At 71.9% G+C, this 17372-nt stretch carries 16 protein-coding genes; 4 read left to right on the forward strand and 12 right to left on the reverse strand.

What is annotated here, in order from left to right; translation table 11 throughout:
- Positions 1-101 precede the first annotated feature (101 nt).
- The 3 genes from tsaD to tsaB are packed head-to-tail and all read right to left on the reverse strand — an operon-like array spanning position 102 to position 2289.
- A complete protein-coding gene (gene tsaD, locus ACZ7OU_RS02440; protein WP_470254012.1) occupies positions 102-1148 on the reverse strand; it encodes a tRNA (adenosine(37)-N6)-threonylcarbamoyltransferase complex transferase subunit TsaD in 1047 nt (348 codons plus the stop codon).
- Positions 1148-1627: a ribosomal protein S18-alanine N-acetyltransferase gene (gene rimI, locus ACZ7OU_RS02445; RefSeq protein ID WP_470239472.1), complete on the reverse strand. Its 480-nt coding sequence runs from the start codon at positions 1625-1627 to the stop codon at positions 1148-1150. The genes tsaD and rimI overlap by 1 nt, the downstream gene beginning before the upstream one ends.
- Positions 1624-2289, reverse strand: a complete 666-nt coding sequence (tsaB, locus tag ACZ7OU_RS02450; protein ID WP_470254013.1) for a tRNA (adenosine(37)-N6)-threonylcarbamoyltransferase complex dimerization subunit type 1 TsaB — start codon at positions 2287-2289, stop codon at positions 1624-1626. Before tsaB ends, rimI begins: the two co-directional genes overlap by 4 nt.
- Before the next feature lie 99 nt (positions 2290-2388).
- On the opposite strand from tsaB, the gene ACZ7OU_RS02455 reads away from it, so the two are divergent.
- The 3 genes from ACZ7OU_RS02455 (at position 2389) to ACZ7OU_RS02465 (ending at position 6210) form a co-directional block, all read left to right on the forward strand.
- Entirely contained in the window at positions 2389-3813 is a 1425-nt protein-coding gene (locus ACZ7OU_RS02455; protein ID WP_470255868.1) for an acyl-CoA synthetase, read from the forward strand.
- On the forward strand, positions 3806-5137 hold the full coding sequence (locus ACZ7OU_RS02460) for a carboxyl transferase domain-containing protein (RefSeq protein WP_470239474.1): 1332 nt from the start codon (positions 3806-3808) through the stop codon (positions 5135-5137). Before ACZ7OU_RS02455 ends, ACZ7OU_RS02460 begins: the two co-directional genes overlap by 8 nt.
- 110 nt (positions 5138-5247) lie before the next feature.
- Positions 5248-6210 (forward strand): serine hydrolase, encoded by a 963-nt coding sequence (locus ACZ7OU_RS02465; RefSeq protein ID WP_470255869.1) that lies wholly within the window; start codon positions 5248-5250, stop codon positions 6208-6210.
- A 49-nt stretch (positions 6211-6259) separates the two neighbouring features.
- Here the strand turns inward: ACZ7OU_RS02465 and tsaE are convergent, their stop codons facing one another.
- Genes tsaE through glmS form a run of 8 tightly spaced genes read right to left on the reverse strand, consistent with a single transcriptional unit; the run spans position 6260 to position 15678 of the window.
- Complete coding sequence (gene tsaE / locus ACZ7OU_RS02470; protein ID WP_470254014.1) at positions 6260-6724, reverse strand: tRNA (adenosine(37)-N6)-threonylcarbamoyltransferase complex ATPase subunit type 1 TsaE; 465 nt, start codon at positions 6722-6724, stop codon at positions 6260-6262.
- The gene (locus tag ACZ7OU_RS02475) at positions 6721-7818 is read right to left on the reverse strand and encodes an alpha/beta fold hydrolase (protein ID WP_470254015.1); all 1098 of its coding nucleotides are present in this window, start codon (positions 7816-7818) and stop codon (positions 6721-6723) included. Before ACZ7OU_RS02475 ends, tsaE begins: the two co-directional genes overlap by 4 nt.
- On the reverse strand, positions 7815-8930 hold the full coding sequence (alr, locus tag ACZ7OU_RS02480) for an alanine racemase (RefSeq protein ID WP_470254016.1): 1116 nt from the start codon (positions 8928-8930) through the stop codon (positions 7815-7817). Before alr ends, ACZ7OU_RS02475 begins: the two co-directional genes overlap by 4 nt.
- Before the next feature lie 29 nt (positions 8931-8959).
- Entirely contained in the window at positions 8960-10048 is a 1089-nt protein-coding gene (locus tag ACZ7OU_RS02485; RefSeq protein WP_470239478.1) for an ABC transporter ATP-binding protein, read from the reverse strand.
- Positions 10049-10051: 3 nt separating this feature from the next.
- Positions 10052-11482: a xylulokinase gene (gene xylB, locus ACZ7OU_RS02490; RefSeq protein WP_470254017.1), complete on the reverse strand. Its 1431-nt coding sequence runs from the start codon at positions 11480-11482 to the stop codon at positions 10052-10054.
- Positions 11472-12305 carry a DeoR/GlpR family DNA-binding transcription regulator gene (locus tag ACZ7OU_RS02495; RefSeq protein WP_470239480.1) on the reverse strand — a complete coding sequence of 278 codons (834 nt, stop codon included), beginning with the start codon at positions 12303-12305 and terminating at the stop codon, positions 11472-11474. Before ACZ7OU_RS02495 ends, xylB begins: the two co-directional genes overlap by 11 nt.
- 56 nt (positions 12306-12361) lie before the next feature.
- Entirely contained in the window at positions 12362-13801 is a 1440-nt protein-coding gene (locus tag ACZ7OU_RS02500; protein WP_470239481.1) for an NAD(P)H-hydrate dehydratase, read from the reverse strand.
- 17 nt (positions 13802-13818) lie between these two features.
- Entirely contained in the window at positions 13819-15678 is a 1860-nt protein-coding gene (gene glmS / locus ACZ7OU_RS02505; RefSeq protein WP_470239482.1) for a glutamine--fructose-6-phosphate transaminase (isomerizing), read from the reverse strand.
- Between the two features lie 348 nt (positions 15679-16026).
- On the opposite strand from glmS, the gene ACZ7OU_RS02510 reads away from it, so the two are divergent.
- The gene (locus ACZ7OU_RS02510; protein ID WP_470239483.1) at positions 16027-16851 is read left to right on the forward strand and encodes a dienelactone hydrolase family protein; all 825 of its coding nucleotides are present in this window, start codon (positions 16027-16029) and stop codon (positions 16849-16851) included.
- Between the two features lie 42 nt (positions 16852-16893).
- Here ACZ7OU_RS02510 and ACZ7OU_RS02515 read toward each other — a convergent pair whose 3' ends face one another.
- Positions 16894-17361, reverse strand: coding sequence for a hypothetical protein (locus ACZ7OU_RS02515; protein ID WP_470239484.1), 468 nt, complete (start codon positions 17359-17361; stop codon positions 16894-16896).
- Positions 17362-17372: the final 11 nt, after the last annotated feature.

Genomic DNA, 17372 nt, shown 5'->3' on the forward strand with positions numbered 1-17372 from the left:
AGCCAGAACACGGCCGGCGACGCCGGGTCAAGGCATCTTTCCCGCCTTGACGCGGTGCCGCCGGCCGTAGTCACAATCAGGCGTCGGGGTGGCGAACGACCCTAGAGCGACACCACGTTCACCGGCAACGCCGGGTTAGCACTGAAGTCCAGCGCCGCTGTCGGACGCTTCGCCGCCACCACATGCGCACCCAGCGCAGCGATCATCGCCCCATTGTCCGTACACAGCCGCGGCCGCGGCACCCGCAGCTCGATCCCAGCCGCAGCACAGCGCTCAGCCGCCAGCGACGACAGCCGCGAGTTAGCCGCCACACCACCAGAAATCACGATAGTGCCGATCCCCTGCTCCTCAGCCGCCCGGATCGCCTTCTTGGTCAACACGTCCGCGACGGCCTCCTGGAACGACGCCGCGACATCGTCCACCGGGATCTCTTCCCCGCGCCGCGCCGCACCCTCGACCCAACGCGCCACTGACGTCTTCAAACCGGAGAACGAAAAGTCGAACTTCGCGTCGCGCGGGCCCGTCATCCCCCGGGGAAACGCGATCGCGGACGGATTGCCGTTCTTAGCCGCCTTGTCGATCGGCGGACCGCCCGGGTACGGCAGGCCGAGCACACGCGCGACCTTGTCGTACGCCTCACCTGCCGCATCGTCCACAGTGGACCCCAACTCGGTGATCTCCGACGCGATGTCGTCGACGCGCAGCAGCTGCGTGTGCCCGCCCGAGACCAGCAGCGCCAGGCACGGCGTCGGCAACGGCCCGTGCTGCAGCGTGTCCACCGCGATGTGCCCGGCCAGGTGGTTGACGCCGTAGAGCGGCACGTCCAGCGCCGTCGCGTACGCCTTCGCCGCGGAGACGCCGACGAGCAGCGCGCCCGCCAGGCCCGGCCCGGCCGTCACGGCGATGGCGTCCACATCGGACAGTGTGAGCCCGGCCTTCTCGAAGGCGCGGGACGTCGTCGGGACCATCGCTTCGAGGTGCGCCCGGCTCGCGACCTCGGGCACCACGCCGCCGAAGCGGGCGTGCTGCTCGACGCTGGAGGCGACCTCGTCGGCGAGCAGCTCGACCGTGCCGTCGTCGTGCAGGCGGACCAGGCCGACGCCGGTCTCGTCGCACGAGCTCTCGATGCCCATGATGATGCGTGACATCAGCGTGCTACCTCGTCTCGCGTCCGCGCCGGGCGGACCATCGTGTACGCGTCGGCGCCGGAGGGCTGGTAGTAGCGCTTCCGGATGCCGAGCCGTTCGAAGCCGTGACTCTCGTACAGCGCGAGGGCCGTCTCGTTGTCGGTGCGAACCTCGAGGAACACCGGCGCCTCGAACTCGTCGGCGCGCACGAGCAGGGCGCGCAGCAGCGCCTTGCCGATGCCCTGGCCCTGGTACTCGGGCGCGACGCCGATGGTGTGCACGGTCGCCTCGTACTCGCCGCGGCGCCGGCCGACGACGGCCAGCCCGGCGTACCCGAGCAGCTCGTCGGTCTCGTCCGGGCGCGCGGCGAGGTAGAAGTTGCCCATGTCCAGCTCGGAGTGGAAGGCGCGGGAGCTCCACGGGTCGTCGCCGGGGAAGAGGATCTGCTCGATCTCGACGCACCGGGCGATGTCCCGGCGGCGCAGCGGCTCGAGTCTCACGGCGTGGTCACCCGTTTGGGCGCGGTGGGCTCCGCGGCGTCGGGACGGCGCAGGTACAGGGGCGTCAGCGGTTCCGGCGTTTCCTTCGCCAGCAACGCGCTCAGCGCGGCCTTCACCAGGCCGGCGGGCGACGGGAAGCGCGGCTCGATCGGCTGGACCCCGAGCGCGGCGGCGTACAGCACCGCGCCGTCGCCGGCCGCGACCTCGATGCCGGTTTCCAGCTCGGCGGGGCGCTGGACGTGCGGGCCGTCGGTGCGGTTGCCGGCGGCGTCGTAGGCGGCCCAGTAGACCTCGCGGCGGCGGGCGTCGGTGAGGACGAGGAAAGCGCTGTCGCTCCGGACGACGTCGGCGGCGAGCGCGTCGAGGCTGCAGACCGGGTATACGGGGAGGCCGAGTGCGTGCCCGAGCGCGGCGGCGGTGGCCATCCCGGCGCGCAGGCCGGTGAACGGGCCGGGACCGACGCCGACGACGATCGCGTCGAGGTCCTTGAGGGACACTCCGGCGGCCTCGGCGGAGGCCAGCGCGTGCGGCATGATCAGTTCGCCGTGGGCGCGGGGGTCCACGGTGACGCGCTCGCCGCGCGTCCGGACCTCGTCGCCGTCCACCTCGACGACGCCCGCGGTGACCGCCGGGGTCGAGGTATCGATCGCCAGTACCAACACGGTAAGCAAGCGTACGACCAGGGTCTTCGGCCGCTTGCTGCAGGGGACTGATCCGCACGGTAACGTGCGGAGCGAGTGCGACTCTGGGAGGTCCCCGCGGTGCCCGACCCGTTGTTCCCCACCCTCTTGTCGGATTCGGGCAAGGACGCCCTCCGGTTCGGCGATCAGGCTCTCACCTACGACGAGCTCGCTGCTGTCGCCGGCAGCCTGGCCCGCGAGCTGCCACGCGGCCGCGTCGCGGTCTGGGCGACCCCGACCCTCCACACGAGCGTCGCCGTCGTCGCCGCGCTGCTGGCCGGCGTCCCGGCCGTGCCCCTCAACCCGAAGATCGGCGAGCGCGAGCTGGCGCACATCCTCGCCGACAGCGAACCGCAGCTGGTGCTGGCCGAACCGGGCGCCGAGCTGCCCGCGGGCCTGGCCGGGCTGCCCCGCCGTGACATCCCGCTGACCGGGGAAAAGACGCCGCTCGCGGACGAACCCGACCCCGAGACGCCCGCACTGATCGTCTACACGTCGGGCACCACCGGTCCGCCGAAGGGCGTGGTCCTCCCCCGCCGTTCGATCGCGACCACCCTCGACGCCCTCGAGGACGCCTGGGGCTGGACCGCGGACGACGTCCTCGTGCACGGGCTCCCGCTGTTCCACGTGCACGGCCTGATCCTCGGCATCCTCGGCCCGCTGCGCCGCGGCGGCTCGGTGCGCCACCTCGGCCGGTTCTCGACCGAGGGCGTCGCGCGCGAGCTGTCGGCCGGCGCCACGATGCTGTTCGGCGTCCCGACGATGTACCACCGGATCGCCGGCGAGGTCGGAACGGACACCGCGCTTGCGGACGCACTGCGTGGCGCGCGCCTGCTCGTGTCCGGGTCCGCGGCGCTGCCGGTGCACGACCACCAGCGGATCACCGCGGCGACCGGCCAGCAGGTCGTCGAGCGCTACGGGATGACCGAGACGCTGATGAACACCAGCGTCCGCGCGGACGGCGAACGCAAGCCCGGCACGGTCGGCGTCCCGTTGCGGGGCGTCGAACTCAGGCTGGTCGGCGAAGCCGGTGAGGCGCTCGACGGGGTCGGCGAAGTCGGCGAGATCCAGGTGCGCGGGCCCAACCTGTTCACCGAGTACCTCAACCGCCCGGACGCGACGGCGGCCGCGTTCGACGGCGACTGGTTCCGCACCGGCGACGTGGCCACCCGCGACTCCGACGGCTACGTGCAGATCGTCGGGCGCAAGGCGACCGACCTGATCAAGAGCGGCGGCTACAAGATCGGCGCCGGCGAGATCGAAAACGCGCTGCTCGAGCACCCCGGCGTCGCGGAGGCGGCCGTCACCGGCGAGCCGGACGACGACCTCGGCGAGCGGATCGTCGCGTGGATCGTGCCGTCCGGGGAACCGCCGGCGGCCGACGAACTCGCCGACCACGTCGCGAAGCTGCTCGCGCCGCACAAGCGGCCGCGGGTCGTCCGGTACCTGGACGCGTTGCCGCGCAACGACATGGGCAAGGTCCTGAAGCGAGCGCTCGGTGACTAGGCAGCCCGCGCGCGAGGTCGTCGGCGCGATCGCCAACGGCTTCGAGGAGTTCCCCACGCCGTTGCGCGACGAGCCGGCCGACGGTCCGATCCACTGGCCCGGCTACCGCGAAGCACGCTCCGCCGCCGAAGAACGCACCGGCGAGAAGGAGTCGGTCGTCTGCGGGACGGCGAAGATCGGTGACGTCGAGGCCGTGCTGATCGCATTCGAGTTCGGGTTCCTCGGCGGGTCGCTCGGGCAGCGCACCGGCGACCGGATCGAGGCGGCGTTCGCGCACGCGCGGGACGCGCGGCTGCCGGTGGTCTCGCTGGTTTCGACCGGCGGCAGCCGCATGCAGCAGGGCATGCGCGCGTTGATGCAGCTGCAGCGCGTGGCCCGGGCGTCCGCGCTGACGCGGGCTTCGGGCATTCCCCAGATCTCGGTGCTGCGCGACCCGACGACCGGCGGCGGCTGGGCGACGCTCGGTGCGGGCGCCGACGTCATCCTCGCGCTGCCGGAGGCGCAGGTCGGCTTCGCGGGCTCGCGGGTGCGGCCGGCCGGTTCGCCGGAGGCGTACACGGCGGAGGCCAAGTACGAGTGGGGGCAGGTCGACGCTCTGGTGTCGCCCGACGAACTCGGCGCGACGTTGGAACGGTGGCTGCGGCTGCTGACGGCTCATTCCTCGGCGGCGGCTCCCCCGCCTTCGGCTTTGCGGCAGGCTTCCCTTCCCGAAACGGGCTGGGAAGCCGTGGCGGCGGCACGTTCCCCGCGCCGGCCGCGAGCCGTGGAGTACCTCGACGCGTACTTCGACTGGCGCTCGGACGTGAGCGGTGACCGGGCCGGCGGTGTCGACGACGGCGTCGCGTGCGGCTTCGGCTGGCGCGACGGCCGGACGATCGCCTACGCGGCCCAGTGCGGCACCCCGACGTTGCCCGCGGGCTTCCGGACGGCGGCGCGGCTGGTCAAGCTGGCCTCCCGGTTGGGCATCCCGGTGCTGACCCTGGTCGACACCCCGGGCGCGGCGAACGACGCGGCGGCGGAGCAGGCGGGCGCGGGCGGCGCGATCGCGGCGATGTTCGAGGCGGTCGCGACGGCGTCGATCCCGGTGACGACCTTGGTGATCGGCGAGGGCGGCTCGGGCGGAGCACTGGCGTTCGCGGCACAGGGGTCGACGTGGGTGACGCCGGACGCGTACTTCTCGGTGACGTCCCCGGAAGCCGCGGCGGCAATCCTGAAGCGCCCGGCTTCGGAGGTCCCGGAGCTGGCCGACCAGCTGCACCTGCGGCCCCAGGACCTGGTGGACCTCGGGGTCGCCCGCGCGGTCGTGAGTGAGAAACAGGGTTAGAACACTGTTTCCCACTCACGACCGCTTGGCGAGCTTTGTGTCGGCGGCGGGTCCATCCGTGGTTGGATCTTGTGATGGGGTATCGACTCAACAGGCGAGCGGCGTTCGGTTTGGGGACCGCCGTCGCCGCTGGAAGCATTCTGGCCGGCTCTCCCGCGTACGCGCAGGAAGCAGACATCGAGGCCAGCCCGGCCACACCGGACCGGGCCAGGCAGAAGGTGAAGCGCGTCTACGACACCGCGGCCGCTGAGGCAGGCGGCATCTGGAACTCCTACATCAGCGTGGCCGACGAGGCCGCCGTCGACGTGGCGTCCGACGAGATCGTCGAGGCGTACAGCGTCAACAAGGTGGCCGTCGCGGTCACCTTGATGGACAAGATCGACCGCGGCCTGCTCACCCTGGACCAGCAGGTCCAGGTGCCGGAGAGCATCGTCGTGCCGGGTGGTGACGGCATCATCATCCTGGACAAGGCGTACCCGAGCGCGTTCACGCTGGGCCACGTCCTGTCGCTGTTCCTCACTGTTTCGGACGACACGTGCGTCCGGCTGGTGGGGCTCGTGGTTCCGGCGGCCGAGATCAACCAGATCCTGGTGACCAAGGGCTTCCCCAAGACCCAGGTCACGCCGGTGGCCAACCCGAACCGCTACTTCCTCGGCCAAACCACTCCGCGCGAGACCCACGACCTGCTGAAGGCGCTGGTCGCGGGCACACTGCTGAGCCCGGCATCGACGGACTACCTGCTGTCCATCCTGCGGTCGCAGGTGGCGTTCACCGACGGCATCCGCCGTGAGATGTCGTCCGTCGACCGGGCGAGGATCGCCACGAAGGCAGGCTGGCTGAACGACGGCCGCAACGAGGCGGGAATCATGTTCGACGCCGCGGGCAAGCCGGTGGTGATCTACTCGATGTTCGCGCACGGCCAGGCGAACCCGGAGGACTTCGGGGCCACGCACCCGGTCCGGCAGGCCAGCGCGAAGATGGGGCCGAAGTTCCTGCGCGCGGTCGACAAGATCGCGGGCGCCGGCACCAAGACGTTCCGGGCACCGGCCTACCAGCAGTACAACGGCGGCTGACCGCAGCTACCTCGTGAGTGGGAAACAGGGTTAGAACACTGTTTCCCACTCACGAGGTCCTGGCGAGCTCCGGAGTCCGGTCGGCCCAGGTGCCGTGCGGTTCGAGGACGACCTCGCGCACGTCGTCCTCGCGGCGGTCCAACCGGACCACCAGGTAGTCGGCCGACAGGCGTTCCGCCGACCCTTCGCCCCACTCGACCACGATCGCCGAGCGCTCCAGGTCCGTGTCGAGGTCCAGATCGTCCAGCTGGGACAGGTCGCCGCCGAGGCGGTACGCGTCCACGTGCACCAACGGCACTCCGGACGCGCCCGCCGGGTGGACGCGGGCCAGCACGAACGTCGGCGAGCTCACCCGGCCGCCGACGCCGAGGCCGTCCGCGATGCCGCGGGTCAGCGTCGTCTTGCCCGCGCCGAGGGGTCCCGCGAGCAGGACCAGGTCACCCGCGCGCAGGGAACGGCCCAGGGACCGGCCGAACTCCATCGTGTCTTCGGGCGTCGGGAACACCAACGTCAACGCTGCCACCACCAGTTTCGCTGTGCCGAAAGCACGCCGTCCACACCGGAACAGCGTTGCAGGAGATCTATCAGATGGCTGTTCACCAGCTCGGGCTGCTCGAGCACCACCATGTGCCCGGCGCCGCGGACGCGCACCAGCTCCGCGTCGGGCAGCTCGGAGGCGATCCGCTCGGCGTGCGAGAACGGCGTGAACCGGTCCGAGTCACCGCCGATGACCAGCACTTCCGCGTGCTTCAGCCCGGCCAGCGCCGCGTACCGGTTGTGGCTGCCGAGCGTGTCGACGAAGTTGACGAGCCCGCGGACCGGCGTCACCTCGAGCATTTCGAGCATGAAGTCGACGAGCCTCGGCGCGACGTCGCGGCTGCCGAAAGCCAGGCGCCGCACGGCTTGGCGCGTCAGCTGCCCGCCCGCGGCGCGGACGAACTCGACCAGCCCCGGCTGCCAGCCGGCGAGACCGCCGGCGGCGCGCGTCAGCGGGTTGTACTTCGAGAGCAGCGAACGCGGCAACCCGCGTGCGCCCACCTCGCCGGCCGCGGTCGCGATGAACGCGACGCCTTCGACCCGCTCTTCGAACAGCTCGGGGAACTCGGCGGCCAGCTCCATGATCACCATGCCGCCCATCGAGTGCCCCATCAGCACGATGGGCCCGTCCGGCACCACGGACCGCAGCACGACGTCGAGGTCGCGCGCCAGCTGCTCGATCGTCGAATTCTCCGCGGAGGCCGCGCCGGACAGGCCGTGGCCGCGGTGGTCGTAGTACACCTGACGCACACGAGGCAGCCTCAGGGAGGCCAGGTCGCGACGCTGGAAGTGCCAGCAGCGACGCGAAAGAGCGAAGCCGTGCACCCCCACGACAGTCAGTTCGGGTTTGCCGCCGTCCCCCGGGTCGATCTCCTCGACCGAAAGCGGCGTGCCGTCCTCGGCCGCGACCGTGTAGACGCGGTCGGGCTTCAGCTCCCCCAGCGGCTCGTCCACGTACGGATCCTCACTGTGCCGCCGTTGCTGCGCGGCGACGATTGCGGCGGCGGCAGTCCCGGTGGCGATGGCCCCGACCCCGCCGGCGATGGCCAGCAGTCGACGTGAAGGTGTCACGAGCGCTCTCCCAGATACCGGCGCCGCACCCGCGGGCGGTACATCGAGGTGACGATCTCGTAGTCGATGGTGCCCAGCTTGTCGGCCCATTCGCGGGCGGTCGGCTCGCCGTGCGTCCCGGCGCCGAACAGGACGACCTCGTCGCCGACGGACGGCTCGTCGTCACCGCAGTCGACGACCAGCTGGTCCATGCAGACCCGCCCGGCCACCGGACGCCGCTGTCCGCCGAGCCAGACGTCCATCCGCCCGGACAGCGACCGCGGCACACCGTCGGCGTACCCGGCCGGCACGAGCGCCAGGTTCGTGTCGCGCGAAGCCGTCCAGGTGTGCCCGTAGGACACCGATTCGCCGGCTTCGACGCGCTTGACCAGCGCGACCGCGGACCGGAACGTCATGGCCGGCCGCAGGTCTTCGGCCTGCGGCACGGGGTTGAGCCCGTACATCGCGATGCCGGGCCGGACGACGTCGAAGTGCAGGTCCGGCCGGGTGAGCAGGGCCGCGGAGTTCGCCAGGTGCCGCTTCGGGTCGAGCCCGGCGGCGCGGGCGGCGTCGTAGGCCTCGGCGAACCGCTTGGCCTGCATGTCGGTCGCCGGGTGGTCCGGCTCGTCCGCGCACGCGAGGTGGGACCAGATCGCGACGACCTCGACCCGCGGTTCGGCCGCGGCGGCGGAGACCAGCTCGGCCCAGCGGGCGGGCGGGCAGCCGTTGCGCGAAAGCCCGGTGTCGATCTTGAGGTGCACACGGGCCCGGGTACCCGGTTTCGCGGCGTCGGCGATGCGGCGTAGCTCACCCAGCGAGCTGGCGGCGACGTCGATGTCCGCCTCGAGGCCGGCCCCGAAGTCGACGTCCAGGGTGTCCAGCCAGCTGAACAGCCGGGTCGTGATCCCGGCTTCGCGCAGAGCCAGAGCCTCGCCGAGCGAGCAGGTGCCGAGCCAGCTCGCCCCGGCCTCGACCGCGGCGCGCGCCACCGGCAGCGCGCCGTGGCCGTAGGCATCGGCCTTCACCACCGCCATCACCTCGGAGCCGGGCGCGCGGGCGCCCAGCAGGGTGAGGTTGTGGCGGATCGCGTCGAGGTCGATGTCGACCTGGGCCCTGGGGAAACTGGAGGTCATAGCGCCCTCCAGTTTCCCATGACCCGAGGTCAGGGCAGGCGCAGCCCGGACGTGGCGGAGAACACGTGCAGCTCGTCGGGGCGGATCCGCAGGTTGAGCGTGTCGCCCATGGCGGGCGGCGTGCGCGGGTCGACCCGGGCGACGACGTTCGACTTGTTGTCGGCCGCGTCGGTCTCGGCGAGCTTGCCGTAGACGTAGGCGTCCGAGCCGAGCTCCTCGACCAGCTCCACCTTGATCGGCAGGGTGCCTTCACCGGTGGCGACCTCGAGGGCCTCCGGCCGGAAGCCGAGGGTCACGGTGTCGCCGTCGGCCGCCGCGATGGTCTCGCGGGTCAGCGGCACGCGCGCGCCACCGACCTCGGCGCCGTCCGCCGTCAGCTTCGCGGTGACGAGGTTCATCGCCGGCGAGCCGATGAACCCGGCGACGAAAGCGTTTGCGGGCCGGTCGTACAGCGCGCGCGGGGTGTCGCACTGCATGAGCAGGCCGTCCGACAGCACGGCGACGCGGTCACCCATCGTCATGGCCTCGACCTGGTCGTGCGTGACGTAGACCGTCGTGACGCCGAGGCGGCGCTGGAGCGCGGCGATCTGCGTACGCGTCGAGACGCGCAGCTTCGCGTCGAGGTTCGACAGCGGCTCGTCCATCAGGAAGACCTGCGGCTCGCGGACGATCGCGCGGCCCATGGCGACGCGCTGGCGCTGACCACCGGAGAGCGCCTTCGGCTTGCGGTCGAGGTAGTCCACGATGTCCAGCAGCTTCGCGGCCTCAAGGACCTTCTGCTTGATCTCGGACGCGGGGCGCCCGGCGATCTTCAGCGCGAAGCCCATGTTCTGCGCGACCGTCATGTGCGGGTACAGCGCGTAGTTCTGGAACACCATCGCGATGTCGCGCGAGCGCGGCGGCAGCTGGGTGACGTCGCGGTCGCCGATCCAGACGGCGCCGTCGTCGATGTCCTCGAGGCCGGCGAGCATCCGCAGGCTGGTCGACTTGCCGCAGCCGGACGGGCCGACCAGCACCAGGAACTCGCCGTCGGCGATCTCCAGGTCCAGCGCGTCGACCGCGGGGCGCTCCGAACCCGGGTAACGCCGGGTCGCCTTGTCGTAGGTGATGGAAGCCATCGGTCAGTCCTCTCCGAGATTCCGCCGGACCCCGTGCGCCGCTTCGCGGGCTTCGAGGTGGCGCTGCTGGATCCGGTGGCCCTCGGCGCGCTGCGCCTCGGTCGGCTCGTCCAGCTCGAGCCGCGTCTTGGTGTTTTCCTGCCAGGACGGGGGTTCCGCACTGGAAGTCAGGGCCCAGGCCGCCTGCCGCGCCGCGCCGATGGCGACGTACTCGGCGACCTCGGGCAGGTGCACGGGCACGCCGAACACCAGCGGCGCGACCGTGCGGACGGCGGCCGACTGCGCGCCACCGCCGATCAGCAGCACGCGGTGGACGTCGAGGCCGTGCGCGCGCACCGCGTCGAGACCGGCGGCCAGGCCGCACAGCATGCCCTCGACGGCGCTGCGCGCGAGGTTCTCCGGAGTCATGTTCGCCCTGGTCAGGCCGGTCAGCGAGCCGGTGGCGCCGGGCAGGTTCGGGGTGCGCTCGCCGTCGAGGTAGGGCAGGAAGGTCAGGCCGCCGGCGCCCGGCTCGGCCCGCAGCGCGAGCCGGTCGAACTCGCTCAGCGTCGCACCGAGCATGCCGGCCGTCGCGGTGAGCACGCGCGCGGCGTTGAGGGTGCACGCGAGCGGCAGGAACCGGCCGGTGGCGTCGGCGAACCCGGCGACCTCGCCGGACGCGTCGGCCGCGCCGGTCTCCGCGACGCCGAACACGGTGCCGCTGGTGCCGAGCGAGACGACGACGTCGCCCGCCCGCAGTTCGAGCCCGAGCGCGGCGGCCATGTTGTCGCCGGTGCCCGCCGAGACGAGCACGCCGCCGGAAGTGTGGCCGGCGGCGTCGGCCGGGCCGAGCACGGTGGGCAGCTCCGGCGTCCGGCCGCCGAAGGCGTGGCTCAGGACATCGAGGCGGTAGGCGTTGTCGGAAGGCGAGAAGTAGCCGGTGCCGGACGCGTCGCCGCGGTCGGTGACCGGGTTGCCGCCGGTGAGCTTCCAGGTCAGCCAGTCGTGCGGGAGCAGCACGCGGGCGACGCGGTCGGCGAGCGCGGGCTCGTTGTCGGCCAGCCAGCGCAGCTTCGTGACGGTAAAGCTGGCGACCGGCACCGAGCCGACGGACTTCGCCCAGACCGAGGGCCCGCCGAGCTCGTCGACGAGGTCGAGCGCCGACTGCGCGGAGCGGGTGTCGTTCCACAGCAGCGCGGGGCGGACGACCTCGTCGTTCTCGTCGAGGGTGACCATGCCGTGCTGCTGACCGCCGACGCCGATGGCCTTGACGTCGTCGAGCAGGCCCTTCGTGGCTTCCTGGAAGGCGTCCCACCAGGCGGCGGGGTCGACCTCGGTGCCCTCGGGGTGCGGCGCGCGGCCGGTGCGGACGATTTCGCCCGTTGCGGCGTCGCACACGACGACCTTGGTCGACTGGGTGGACGAGTCGATGCCGGCGACCAGCTCAGCTGTCATAGGGCTGCCCCTCTGCGACGTGTTCGACGATCTCGATCGTGGTGCCGGCGTTGAGCGCGGCCTCGATCTCCTCGGTCGGCGTGGTTTCGCCGGTGATCAGCAGGTCGTAGTCGCCGACGTCGCCGTGCCCGTAGGTGGCGGTCCGGCCGAACTTCGAGTGGTCGACGACGAGGACCGTCCGGTTCGCGACCCGCAGCGCCGCCTTCTTCAGCTCGGCGTAGTCGCGGTCGGGGTGGAAGAGCCGCCCGACGGCGACGGCGGTGACCGAGACGAACGAGATGTCGGCGCGGATGGAGTCGAGCAGGTTCAGGACCTCGGGGCCGGCGCAGGAGTCGTACTCGTGGGAGTAGCGGCCACCCGCCAGCACGACGTCGATCTTCGGGCCGAGCAGCCGGGCGGCGTGCAGCGAGTTCGTGACGACGGTGAGGGCGTCGATCTCGGCGAGCCGCCGGACCAGCGGGAGCAGGGTGGTGGAGTCGTCGACGAAGACGGTCTGGCCGGGCTGGACGTGGTTCGCGGCGGCCTCGCCGAGGGCTTCCTTCTCGCCGTGGTGGAGGGTGTCGCGGAAGCGGGCGGCGGTCTCGATGGTGAGGGCCGGGTAGGCCTCGACCTTGCCGCGGAGCTTGCGCAGGAGACGGCGTTCCGCGAGGTCGTCGAGATCGCGGTGCATGGTCATCAGGCTGACGCGGAACCTCGTCGTCAGGTCGTCGATGCGGGCTTCGCCGTGCTCGATGACGTGGTCGAGGATGTCCTGCCGGCGCTGTTCGACGACAGCATCGGACGGCCGGGTCTTCCGGTCTCCAGATGCTGTGCTGCCGCTCACACGGCATTCTTACCAGATTTGCCGCCCGGAGTTAACAGAGAACTCGATAACTCTTCTCAGGACGTTAGAGAGCGGATCGCCCGGATCGCCTCCGGGATGGCGTGGACCAGGCCCGATGCCGACGTCGGGGCGTTCTGGGCCGCGACCGCGCCCGCCAGCGAGTGGACGTTCGCCGCCGCCGCGGCGGCCAGCCACGGGTCCAGGCCGGCCGCCAGGAGAGCTCCGACCAGGCCGGACAGCACGTCGCCCGAGCCCGCCGTCGCCAGCCAGGCCCCGCGGGGCGTGTTGACCGCGACGCGACCGTCCGGGGCCGCGACCACCGTGACGTGGCCCTTCAGCAGCACGACCGCGTTGTACTTCTTCGCCGCTTCGCGGGCCGCGGCCACCCGGTCCGCGCCCGGCTTCCGGCCCATCAGGCGCTCGTACTCGCCCGCGTGCGGAGTCAGGACCAGCGGCGTGTCCGGGTCGCGGGCGTCGAGGACGTCCGGGGACTTCGCGATGATCGTCGTCGCGTCGGCGTCCGCGCAGACCGGGACGCCCTGGCCCAGCACGTGCCGCAGCACGTCGCGGCCTTCGGAGCCGGTGCCGATGCCCGGCCCGACCGCCCACGCCTGGACGCGACCGGCGTCGGCGACCGTGCCCGTCGCGATGATCTCCGGCCACTGCTGCCGGACGACGTCGGCCGCGTGGCCCGCGTAGCGCACCAGCCCGGCCGTCGCGCGGACCGCCGAGCCCGCCGCCAGCACCGCCGCGCCCGGGTACGTCGCCGAGCCCGCCGCGATCCCGACCACGCCCTGGCTGTACTTGTCGTCGTCCGGGCCGGGCACCGGCCACGCCGCGGCGACGTCGACGACGTCGAGGCGCTGGAGGTCCGGGTCGCTCAGCTCGAGGCCGATGTCGACCAGCACGACTTCGCCGCACCACGTAGGCGCCAGCGCGTGCACCGGCTTGAGCGCGCCGAACGTCACCGTGCGGGTCGCCTTCACCGCCGGGCCGTCGACCGCGCCGGTGTCCGGGTCGACGCCGCTGGGCAGATCGACCGCGACGATCGGGGCTTCGACCAGCTCGACGAGCCTCGCGGCGTCCGGTCGCAGGGAGCCGCTGGCCGAGATGCCGACGATCCCGTCGACCACGACGTCCGCGCGTTCGATCCACTGTGGACCGTCCTCGGCGGACACTGCGCGACCGCCGGCCCGCTTCAGTGCTTTGAGACCGGCGGGGTGCGCCTTCTCGGGTTTGAGCAGGATCGCCGTGACCGCGACCCCGCGACGGCGCAGGAACGCCCCGGCCCAGAGCGCGTCACCGCCGTTGTCACCGGAGCCGACGAGCAACACGGCCCGGCGGCCGGAGACGCCGCCGGTGTGGTCTTCGAGCAGGTCGGCGATCTGCACCGCGAGCCCGAACGACGCCCGCCGCATCAGTTCGCCGTCCGGCGTGACGGCGAACGCCCTGGCCTCCGCCTCGCGAATCCGTTCCGTGGTCCAGATTCCCTGCACGGCGGAGCCTCCGGCGACTACTCGACTGTGACGGACTTCGCCAGGTTACGCGGCTTATCGACGTCGTACCCGCGCGTGCGGGCGATCTCCGCGGCCAGCACCTGCAGCGGCACCGTGGACACGAGCGGCTGCAGCAGCGTCGGCACCGCGGGGACCTCGATGAGCTCGTCGGCGAACGGCCGGACCGTCTCGTCGCCCTCTTCGGCGATCACGATCGTGCGGGCACCGCGGGCCTGGATCTCGCTGATGTTCGACACCAGCTTCGAGTGCAGCACCGCGCGGCCCTTGGGCGACGGCATCACGACGACGACCGGCAGGCCGTCCTCGATCAGCGCGATCGGGCCGTGCTTGAGCTCGCCGGCGGCGAAGCCCTCGGCGTGCATGTACGCGAGTTCCTTGAGCTTCAGCGCGCCTTCGAGGGCGACCGGGAACCCGACGTGGCGGCCGAGGAACAGCACCGCCTTCGAGTCGGCGATCCGGCGGCCGAGGTCGCGCACCTGGTCCACAGTGGACAGTACCTTCTGGACGGCCGCGGGCATGGCCTCCAGCTCGGCGAACTCGCGGGCGACCTCGTCCGGGTACTTGGTGCCGCGGGCCTGCGCCAGCGCCAGGCCGACCAGGTAGTTGGCCGCGATCTGGGCGAGGAACGCCTTGGTCGACGCGACGCCGATCTCGGGCCCGGCGTGGGTGTAGAGGACGGCGTCGGACTCACGCGGGATCTGCGCGCCGTTGGTGTTGCAGACGGCCAGGACGCGCGCCTTCTGCTCACGTGCGTGCCGGACGGCTTCCAGCGTGTCGGCGGTCTCGCCGGACTGCGACACGGCGACGACCAGCGTTGCGCGGTCCAGCACCGGGTCGCGGTAGCGGAACTCCGACGCCAGCTCCACCTCGACCGGCAGCCGCGTCCAGTGCTCGATCGCGTACTTCGCGACCAGGCCGGAGTGGTAGGCCGAACCGCAGGCGACGACGAAGACCTTGTCGACGTCACGGAGGTCCTGGTCGGAGATGCGCTGCTCGTCGAGGATGATGCGGCCGTTGTCGAAGTGCCCGCGAAGGGTGTTCGCGAGCGCCTCCGGCTGCTCCTCGATCTCCTTGAGCATGAAGTACTCGTGACCGCCCTTTTCGGCGGCGGACAGGTCCCAGTCGACGGTGAACGGCTTGGCCTGGGCGGCGTCGCCGTGGAAGTCGGTGACCTCGTAGCCCTCGCGGGTGATGACGACGAGCTGGTCCTGGCCGAGCTCGACGGCCTCGCGGGTGTGCTCGATGAACGCGGCGACGTCGGAGGCGACGAAGTGCTCCCCGTCCCCGACCCCGACGACCAGCGGCGACGACCGGCGCGCGGCCACGATGGTGTCCGGCTGGTCGGCGTGCGTCACAACCAGCGTGAAGGCGCCTTCGAGGCGACGGCAGACGGCGGCGACGCTGGCGGCGAGGTCGCCCTTCGTCTCACCCTCGGTGTAGGCGCGGGCGACGAGGTGCGCGGCGGTCTCGCTGTCGGTGTCACTGGCCATCTCGACGCCGTCGGCCTCGAGCTCGGCGCGCAGGGCGGCGAAGTTCTCGATGATGCCGTTGTGCACGACGGCGACGCGCTGGGAGGCGTCGCGGTGCGGGTGCGAGTTGCGGTCGATCGGCGCGCCGTGGGTGGCCCAGCGGGTGTGGCCCATGCCGGCGGTGCCGGTGATGCTCTCGCGGCCGACCTTGTCGAGCTCGGCTTCCAGGTTCGCCAGGCGCCCCGCCTTGCGCTCGACGGTCAGTTCGCCACCGTCCAGCACGGCGATCCCGGCCGAGTCGTACCCGCGGTACTCCATGCGCCGGAGCCCGCCGAGGACCACGTCCAGAGCCGGGCGGTGCCCGACGTATCCTACGATTCCACACACGCGCACCAGCCTAACGAGGGATGTTCGGCGGGTTGACGGGGTCTGGTTACCGAGTTTGACCTGGGGGTTTCTCTGGCGCTGTGGTCCGGACCAATGCTTTGTCACCCACATGTGGCGTTCGTTTGCCCGCCACCCCGGCGCCTGATTGTCACTACGGACGGCAGCACCGCGTCAAGGCGGGAAAGATGCCTTGACCCGGTGTTGCCGTCCGTGTTCTGGCTTCGGATCGGGGTGGTGGGCTGGGGCTGGGTGGAGTGCCTGTTCTGCTCTCGGCTGCCGGTCTCGTGCCTTTGGCTCGCCGGGGCGGCGGGCGCGCCTCTGGCCGGGGTGCGCAGTAGGGTTCCCTCTATGGCCAGCAAGCCCAAGCAGTTGCTCGCGGAGCTGATGCACCCCGGTCCGCACGAGGTCCTGCGGGGCAATCTTGCCCTGGTTGGGCTGCCTGGTGTGGTCTTCACGCCGCGCGCTGGGCTTGGGTTGCCCGCCGTTGCCTTCGGGCACGGGTGGCTGCAGCCTCCTGATCGGTACCGGCAGCTGCTGCACCACCTTGCCAGCTGGGGCATTGTTGCCGCCGCGCCTGCTACCCAGCGGGGGCCGCTGCCGTCGCACCGGTTGCTCGCCGCCGACCTGATGACCACCCTTGACGTCGTCACGACCGTGCGGCTCGGGCCGGATGGCATCAGCGTCGACCCGGGCAAGCTCGGCCTTGCCGGGCACTCGACCGGGGGTGGCTCCGCCGTCCTCGCCGCGGCTCAGGACGCGCGGTCCGAGCACCCGCGGATCAAGGCCGTCGCGACCATCACCGCTGCCCAGACGCTCCCGCCGGCCACCGAGTCGGCCAAGGCCATCACCGTTCCCGGCCTGCACCTCGCCGCCGAAGAAGATCTCGTCGCGCCTAAGGTCGGGCATGCCGAGGCCATCACGAACGCCTGGGGCGGCGAAGACGTCCAGCTGCGCACCCTCGGCAAGTCGACCCACCTCGGTGTCACCGAGGGCCGGCACTGGTCGCAGCTGATCATGCACGGCAAGCCGCACCGCAAGACCCAGCAGCTCACGCGCGCGCTGTTCACCGCGTTCTTCCTGACCCATCTGACCGGCACGGACAAGTGGCGGCCTCTGCTGGAAGCCGACGTCAAGCGCGCCCCCATCGAGCGCGAAGAAGAACCCGCGCACTGACGCGAAAAGGGCCCGGCCGGAGCCGGGCCCTTCCGAAGAACCTCAGACCAGCCAGCTGGTGCTGGAGAAGTCGTCGTCGTCCTCCACCTGACGCGCGTGCCGGCCCCGCTTCGGCGGCTCCGGCGCCGCCGGGGGCGCGGGAGGTTCCGGCGGCGGCGTCACCGCGGCCGCCGCGGGTATCGGGGTGCCGTAGCTCGGCGTCGGGTACGGCGTGCGGCCCGTGTCCGCCTCTTCGTCCGCGACGCCGAACTCCATCAAGGACTCGCGGCCCTTGTCGGCCAGCGTCTTCTCCGTCGCCCAGCCGCCCGCGCTCTGCTTGCGCTTGTTGAGCTCGTCCATGTGCTCGGCGTACTTCTGCGCGGCGGCGAGCTCGTTCTTCAGCCCCTCGCGAGCCTGCGTCTCGGCCTCCGCGACACGGCGTTCGCGCAGGCCCCGCTGCTCGTCCTGCTCGCGCGCCGCGGCGTCCATCGTCGAGATCGCCGCGCGGTACCGGTCTTCGGCGCTGGTCATCGCCCCTCCTC

This window comes from Amycolatopsis sp. NPDC114505 (genome assembly GCF_055633615.1).

What these genes read in the sequence shown, in the direction of transcription:
- tsaD (WP_470254012.1), bottom strand. Translation starts at nt 1,148, where the DNA reads ATGTCACGCATCATCATGGGCATCGAGAGCTCGTGCGACGAGACCGGC.
- alr (WP_470254016.1), bottom strand. Translation starts at nt 8,930, where the DNA reads ATGACCTCCAGTTTCCCCAGGGCCCAGGTCGACATCGACCTCGACGCG.
- ACZ7OU_RS02485 (WP_470239478.1), bottom strand. Translation starts at nt 10,048, where the DNA reads ATGGCTTCCATCACCTACGACAAGGCGACCCGGCGTTACCCGGGTTCG.
- xylB (WP_470254017.1), bottom strand. Translation starts at nt 11,482, where the DNA reads ATGACAGCTGAGCTGGTCGCCGGCATCGACTCGTCCACCCAGTCGACC.
- ACZ7OU_RS02510 (WP_470239483.1), top strand. Translation starts at nt 16,027, where the DNA reads ATGGCCAGCAAGCCCAAGCAGTTGCTCGCGGAGCTGATGCACCCCGGT.
- ACZ7OU_RS02515 (WP_470239484.1), bottom strand. Translation starts at nt 17,361, where the DNA reads ATGACCAGCGCCGAAGACCGGTACCGCGCGGCGATCTCGACGATGGAC.